Consider the following 7,622-nt stretch of genomic DNA (forward strand, 5'->3'; position numbering starts at 1 on the left):
CCCGAGTGGACGGCCGCGTCCTGCTGGTGCAGCCCCTGCGTCATGTCGATGCCGTGCGCGATGCAGTGCGAGTACGCGAGCACGAGCGACGGCCCCTCGTACGCCTCGGCCTCGCGCAGCGCGTCGAGCGTCTGCTGCGGGTTGGCGCCCATGGCGATGCGCGCCACGTAGACGTTGCCGTAGGAGATGGCCTGGAGGGCCAGGTCCTTCTTCTCTGTCTGCTTGCCGGCGCTGGCGAACTTGGCCGCCGCGCCGAGCGGCGTCGACTTCGACGCCTGGCCGCCGGTGTTGGAGTACACCTCGGTGTCGAGCACCAGCACGTTGACGTCGCGGCCGCTCGCCAGCACGTGGTCGAGGCCGCCCGAGCCGATGTCGTAGGCCCAGCCGTCGCCGCCGATGATCCACACGCTGCGCCGCACGAGCTGGCCAGCCACGGCCGAGAGCAGCGGCACCGCCGGGTGCGCGATGGCCGAGAGCTTGTCCAGCAGCACTCCCACCCGTCCGCGCTGCTGGCGGATGTCGTACTCGGTCCGCTGGGGCGCGTGGATGATGTCGTCGACCAGGTCGTCGCCCACCTGCGGCCGCAACTGATCGAGCAGCTTGCGCGCCGCCGCGAGCTGGTGGTCGGCCGCCAGGCGCATGCCGAGGCCGAACTCCGCGTTGTCCTCGAAGAGCGAGTTGGCCCAGGCCGGGCCGCGTCCCTCGTGGTTCACCGACCACGGCGTGGTGGGCAGGTTGCCGCCGTAGATCGACGAGCAGCCGGTGGCGTTGGCCACCACCATGCGATCGCCGAACAGCTGCGACACCAGCTTCAGGTACGGCGTCTCGCCGCAGCCGGCGCAGGCGCCCGAGAACTCGAACAGCGGCTCGAGCAGCTGCGTGCCGCGGACGGTGGAGAAGTCCACGTGGCCGCGCTCGGTGACGGGCAACGTCTCGAAGAACGCGGCGTGCTCGCGGGCGGCGGTGGGGTCGAGGTCACGCGGCGCCATGTTGATGGCGCGCCGCCCGCTCTCCGACGGATCCTTCACGGGGCAGACGTCCACGCACAACGTGCAGCCCGTGCAGTCCTCCTCGTAGATCTGCAGCGTGTAGCGGCTGTCGGGGAAGCCGCGCGCCTCGATCGGCGCGGCCTTGAAGTGTTCGGGGGCCCCGGCCAGCCGGTCGGCCGTGTAGACACGCGTGCGAATCACGGCGTGGGGGCACACGAACGAGCAGTTGCCGCACTGGATGCACAGCGACGGCTCCCACACCGGCGCCGTGTCGGAGATGCCGCGCTTCTCCCACCGCGACGTCGCGCTCGGGAACGTCCCGTCGTTCGGGAATGCACTCACCGGCAGCAGGTCGCCGCGACCGGCCAGCATCTCGGCCACCACGTCGCGCACGAACGCCGGCGCACCCGCAGCCACGATCGGCAGCATGCGGCGGCTGCCGGTCGCCTGCGCCGGCACCTCCACGCGTGCCAGCGCCGCGATGGTGCGATCGACCGCCTCGAAGTTCTTGCGCACGACCTCGGGGCCCTTGGCGCGGTAGGTCTTCTCGATGGCCTTCTTGATCTTCTCGATGGCCTTCTCGCGCGGCAGGACGCCCGAGACCGCGAAGAAGCACGTCTGCAGGACACTGTTGGTGTGCGACCCGAGCCCGACGGCCCGCGCCACCTTGTTGGCGTCGATCACCCACACCGCCATCTGGCGCTCGACGATCCGCTCCTGCACGTTGCGCGGCAGGTAGTCCCACACGGCCGAGGCCTCGTGCGGACTGTTCAGCAGCAGCGTCGCTCCCTTGCCCGCCAGCGACAGCACGTCCACCTTCTCGATGAAGCCCCACTGGTGGCAGCCGATGAACTGCGCCTCGCGCACGAGGTACGTCGACCGGATCGGCTGCGGCCCGAAGCGCAGGTGCGACACCGTCTGCGATCCCGACTTCTTCGAGTCGTAGACGAAGTACGCCTGCACGTGGACGTCGGGGTCCTCGCCGATGATCTTGATGGTGTTCTTGTTGGCGCCCACCGTGCCGTCGGCGCCGAGCCCGTAGAACACCGCGCGGAACACGTCGTCGTGCTCGGTGGTGAACGTGTCGTCGACCTCGAGGCTCGTGTGGTTCACGTCGTCGTTGATGCCGACGGTGAAGCCCGAGCGCGGCCGGGGCCTGGCGACCTCGTCGAAGACCGCCTTGACCATCGCCGGCGTGAACTCCTTGGACGACAGGCCGTAGCGCCCACCGACGACGCGCGGCATGCGGTCGCGCGTACCGCCGGCGATCGCCTCGGCGAGGACGGTGACGATGTCCTGGTACAGCGGCTCGCCGTTGGCGCCAGGCTCCTTGGTGCGATCGAGCACCGCCACGGCCTTCACTGTTGCGGGCAGGGCCTCGAGGAACGCATCCGCGGGGAAGGGCCGGAACAGGCGGATCTGCAGCAGGCCCACCTTCTCGCCGGCCGCCGTGAGGGCCTCGACGGCCTCGGCCGCGGCACCGGCGCCCGAGCCCATCAGCACGATCACTCGCTCCGCGTCGGGCGCGCCGTGGTACTGCACCAGCCCGTAGTGCCGGCCGGTCCGCTCGCCGAAGCGTGCCATCGCGGCCTCGACCACCGACGGCACGCGCCAGTGCATCGCATTGGCGGCCTCGCGCATCTGGAAGTAGGCGTCGGGGTTCTGCGCCGTGCCGCGGATGAACGGGTGGTCGGGGCTCAGCGCCCGCGAGCGGTGTGCCACCACCAGCGACGGGTCGATCAGGGCCCGCAGGTCGTCGTCGGAGAGCATCGCGATGCGCGCGATCTCGTGCGACGTTCGGAAGCCGTCGAAGAAGTGCACGAACGGGATGCGCGACTCGAGCGTCGCCATCTGCGCGATCGCCGCCATGTCGTGCGCTTCCTGCACCGAGGCCGAGGCCAGTTGCGCGAAGCCGGTGCCTCGCACCGCCATCACGTCCTGGTGGTCGCCGAAGATCGACAGCGCGTGCGAGGCCAGCGCGCGAGCCGCGACATGGAAGACCGCCGGCGTGAGCTCGCCCGCGATCTTGTACATGTTCGGGATCATCAGCAGCAGGCCCTGCGACGCGGTGAACGTCGTGGTGAGCGCGCCGCCCTGCAGCGAGCCGTGCACGGCGCCCGCGGCGCCGCCCTCGCTCTGCATCTCGATCACGGTGGGGACGTCGCCCCAGATGTTCGGCTTGCGCTCGCCGGACCACTGGTCGGCCAGTTCCGCCATCGTGGACGAGGGTGTGATGGGGTAGATGGCGCAGACTTCGTTGAGACGGTAGGCGACGCTCGCGGCGGCTTCGTTGCCGTCGACGGTGGCCAGCACGGGGGCGTCGGGAGACGAGGGCGTGGACATGGATGGCCTCAGTGCGCCTCGGGCTCGGGCACCATCGAGATGGCGTGGCAGGGGCATTGCTCGAAACACACCGCGCAGCCCGTGCACTTGCCGTAGTCGTATTCGTAGCGATTGCCCTTGCCGAGCTTGATGACCGCGTCCTCGGGGCAGGCGGCGTAGCAGCCGTCGCACTCGAAGCAGGTGCCGCACGACAGGCAGCGTGCCGCCTCGTGCTTCGCCTCGGCCTCGGAGAGCCCGGCGACCACCTCGCCGAAGCTCGCCCGGCGCGCCTCGATGGCCAGCCGATCCTGCGGCCGGTGCGAGACGTCGGTGTAGAACCAGAGGTGCAGCTTCTCGTAGGTCGCCACCTCGGGCGGCGGCACCGCGGCGACCTCCAGCTGGCGCAGGTACGCGTCGATGTGCGTGGCGGCGCGCCGGCCGTGGCCCACGGCGTAGGTCACGGTGCGCTCGGCCGGCACCATGTCGCCGCCCGCGAACAGGCCGGCGCGGCCGGTCATCATCCCGGCGTCGACGATCACGCTGCCGTCGTCGGTGAGGACGACGCCGCTGACGCCCTTCAGGAAACCGCTGTCGACGTCGTGCCCGAGCGCGAGGATGAGGGCGTCGGCCTCGATCGTCTCGAACACGCCCGTGCCTCGCGGCCGGCCCTTCTCGTCGAGCGCCATCACCTCGACCTTCAATTCGCCCGCTTCCATGCCCGCGATCGACCGCAGCCAGTGGATCTTCACGCCCTCCTCGAGCGCGTCGTCGGCTTCGGCCGGGTGCGCCGGCATGTGATCGCGGTCGCGGCGGTAGATGATCAGCGGCTCGTGGCCCAGGCGCACGGCGGTGCGCGCCGCGTCCATCGCCGTGTTGCCGCCGCCATACACCGCGACGCGACGGCCGAGCTGCGGCGGCGTGCCGGCCTCGACGTCCTTGAGGAACGCCAGCGCATCGAGCATGCGGCCCGCATCCGCCGCCGGGATGCCGGCGCGCTTGCCGATGTGCGAGCCGACCGCGAGGAAGACGGCCGCGAAGCCGCCCTCGGTCCACTCGGCTTCCAGGTCGGCGACCTTGTGGTTGAACTCGAAGACGACGCCCATGTCGACCAGGCGCGCGACCTCGGCGTCGAGGATGTGGCGCGGCAGGCGATACGCCGGGATGCCGAAGTGCATCATGCCGCCCGCGACCGGACCGGCATCGCGCACGAGCACGTCGTGGCCGAGGCGCTTCAGGTGGTAGGCCGCCGACAGGCCGCTCGGCCCGGCGCCCACGACCAGCACGCGCTTGCCCGATGCCGGTGCTCCGGCCGGCAACGCCCAGCCCTGCTCGAGCGCGAGGTCGCCGAGGAAGCGCTCCACCGAGTGGATGCTGACTTCACCATCGAGCTTGCCGCGGTTGCAGGACGATTCGCAGGGGTGGTAGCAGACGCGGCCGTGGATGGCGGGGAAGGGATTGGCCGTGACGAGGAGGGACCAGGCGTCGTGGTAACGACCCGCTTGCGCGTGATCGAGCCAGCCTTGTATCGGCTCGCCGGCCGGACACGCGTGATTGCAGGGCGCCAGCAGATCCTTGTAGATCGGACGTCTGCTGCGGACGGGCCCGTGTTGCGGCTTGTGTCGGAGATCCGGAAGGTGCGTCAGGTCGCGATCGCCATCGGCCATGCGCGCACTATAGTCCTGCTCGCCTCACGTTTCCATGCCTTCAACACATTAGATGATGCGGACCGGTATGGTCGCCGTTTCGTGACGTGTCGTCGTCGCCGGCAATCCGTCAGGCTCGAGGACGTGCGGCGCATGCGTGCGTCAGAATCCACTGACGCACGCATGCGTCGCTGTCTCACACGCGACGCGCCAGGGGCGAGGTCATCTTCCCGTCGGCAACGGCGGTCCTCGAGAGGCGGACGCACGAAGTGGGGCCTCGGGTGCATGTCGTGTGCGCCCGAGGCTCGGCCGGCGTTCTTGGCAGCAGGCATGCCCTCATCTCCCGCGACTCCCTTCCGCCCCCGGAACCTCGTGGCCTTGTCCGACGGCACGGGCAACAGCGCCGCCAAGCTGCAGAAGACCAACGTCTGGCGCCTCTACGAGGCCCTCGACCTCGCCACCGGCGACCAGGTGGCGCTGTACGACGACGGCGTGGGCACTGCGGGGTTCAAGCCCCTGGCGATCCTCGGTGGCGCCTTCGGCTACGGCCTGAAGCGGAACGTCCTCGACCTCTACATGTTCCTGAGCCGGGCGTATCGGGTCGATCCCGACGACCCGACGCGTGGCGACCGCATCTACGCGTTCGGCTTCAGCCGCGGGGCCTACACCGCCCGGGTGCTCGCCGCGCTGGTGGCCAACGTCGGACTCGTGCAGGCCGACAGCGAGGCCGAGCTTCGTCGGCTGTCGCTGTGGGCCTACCGTGCGTACCGCGCCGATCGTTTCCCGCACTCGTGGCCGGTGCAGCTCGGCCGCTGGGTGCGTGACAGGCTCCTGACGACCTGGGAGTCGCTGCGCGGCAAGCCGGCGTTCGATCCGGCGCGCACCCTGCGGCCCGACATCGAGTTCCTCGGCGTCTGGGACACCGTGGCTGCCTACGGGCTGCCGGTGGACGAACTGACGCGCGGCTGGGAGCGCTGGATCTGGCCGATGCTCCCCAAGGACCGCCGGGTCTCGCCGCGGGTCCGCCGCGCCTGTCACGCGCTGGCACTCGACGACGAGCGGCAGACGTTCTTCCCGCTCTTGTGGACCGAACACGAGGAAGCGCGCAACGACGCGTCCACCCATGTGGACGACGAGCGGGTCACGCAGGTGTGGTTCGCCGGGATGCACTCCAACGTCGGTGGCGGCTATCCCGACGACAGCCTGTCGGTCACGCCGCTGGCCTGGATGGCGACCGAGGCGGCCAAGCGCGGGCTGCGCTTCCGCCCGGCGCTCTGCGCGCGCGATGGGCGGATCCCCGACGAGTGGAGCGACCGCGCCGTGGTCGCTGCGCCGATGCACGACTCGCGGCGCGGTGTCGGCGTGTACTACCGCTACCACCCGCGCCCCCTGGAACGGCTCTGCCACGACGACCACGCCGACGTGCGCATCGCGCGGCCGAAGGTCCACGAGAGCGTCCTGGAGCGCATCCGTCGCGACGTCGACGGCTACGCGCCGGCGACCCTGCCCGAGCAGTACGCCGTCGTGACCCGCGACGGGCGCATCCTCGGCGACGAGGCGGCGCCCAATCCCTACGAGCACCCGACGCAGCGCCATGCGCGTCGCCTGCGGCAGGAGGCGGCCCTCAACGCCGTCTGGTGGCGCCGCGTCGCCTACTTCCTCACGGTCGCGGCCACCCTCGTCCTGCTGCTGATTCCGCTCTGCCCCGCTCGCGATCACCTCACCTGGCTGGGCGCGCCTCAGGCCACGCTGGCCTCGGTCGTCGGGCTGCTGGCCTCGGTCCTGCCCGGCGCGCTCGCGCCGTGGCTGCAGTACTACCAGCAGCGCCCGTTCCAGCTGTTCACCGGCGCGCTGGTGATCGTCGGCCTGATGGCGTGGAGCCAGCGGCTGCGCCTCGCCATCACCGATCGCATGCGGGCCGTGTGGCAGGAGCATGGCGTGCAGGTGCAGCCGGTGCCGTCGGTGAACTCACCAGACGACTGGGTGTACCGCCTGCGGACGAGCGGCTGGTACCGACAGGGCTTCCACCTGCTCTCGTACCACCTGCTGCCGAACGTGTTCGGCATCGCGTTGCTGATCACGCTGGCCGGCTGGCTGCCGCTGCGCCTGCTGTTCGAGGTGCGGAGCCGCGCCGGCTTGCTGCAGGCCTCGACGTGCGGCGGGGGCGTGCCCGCGGGCTGGAGCGGCCCGGCCGGCACGTTCCCGCTCTGGCCACACCTGCTGTGCAACGCCACGGGCGTGACGGTGGAGAAGGGCCGCGCGTATCGCGTCGAGGTGGCCCTGCCGACGGCCTGCGGCGTCGACGAGGGCAGCGTGCCGCCCGCCGTGCGACGACAGGGCGCGTGGGCCGATGCGACCATTCCGGTCACCGACACGCTCGGCTTCTCGTCCCTGCACGCGCCGGGCGCCACGGCCTGGCAGAAGGCGCTCTTCACGCTCGCCGTGCCCCTGCGGCGGCAGATCGGCGCCAACTGGCTGGTGCCCATTGTCGAGATCGGCACCACCAATCCGTCGCGCACGGCCGTACCGAACGGCACGTTCGTGGCCGAGCAGGACGGGCCCGTGTCGATGTACGTCAACGATGCGCTGGTGCCGTGCCTGGCCTGGGACTGTCTCTACCGCAACAACGCTGGTGGTCCCGCGACCGTGCGCATCGTGCCCGCCGACG

General features: G+C 70.8%; 2 protein-coding genes and 1 pseudogene. 1 reads left to right on the plus strand and 2 read right to left on the minus strand.

Going from position 1 to position 7,622, the window contains the following annotated elements; genetic code table 11:
• Both nifJ and ACIRDX_RS18420 read right to left on the minus strand, forming a co-directional pair.
• Positions 1–3,332, minus strand: a 3,332-nt coding sequence (gene nifJ / locus ACIRDX_RS18415; RefSeq protein ID WP_396626899.1) for a pyruvate:ferredoxin (flavodoxin) oxidoreductase, incomplete at its 3' end; no start/stop codon positions are given.
• An 8-nt stretch (positions 3,333–3,340) separates the two neighbouring features.
• Positions 3,341–4,978, minus strand: a pseudogene (locus tag ACIRDX_RS18420) (NAD(P)-binding protein); the annotation flags it as partial.
• A gap of 348 nt (positions 4,979–5,326) precedes the next feature.
• Here ACIRDX_RS18420 and ACIRDX_RS18425 point away from each other — a divergent pair.
• Positions 5,327–7,622 (plus strand): DUF2235 domain-containing protein (locus tag ACIRDX_RS18425; RefSeq protein WP_396626900.1); only part of this gene is annotated, 2,296 nt, incomplete at its 3' end.

This window comes from Luteitalea sp. (assembly GCF_044337415.1).
Taxonomy (GTDB): Bacteria; Acidobacteriota; Vicinamibacteria; order Vicinamibacterales; family Vicinamibacteraceae; genus Luteitalea.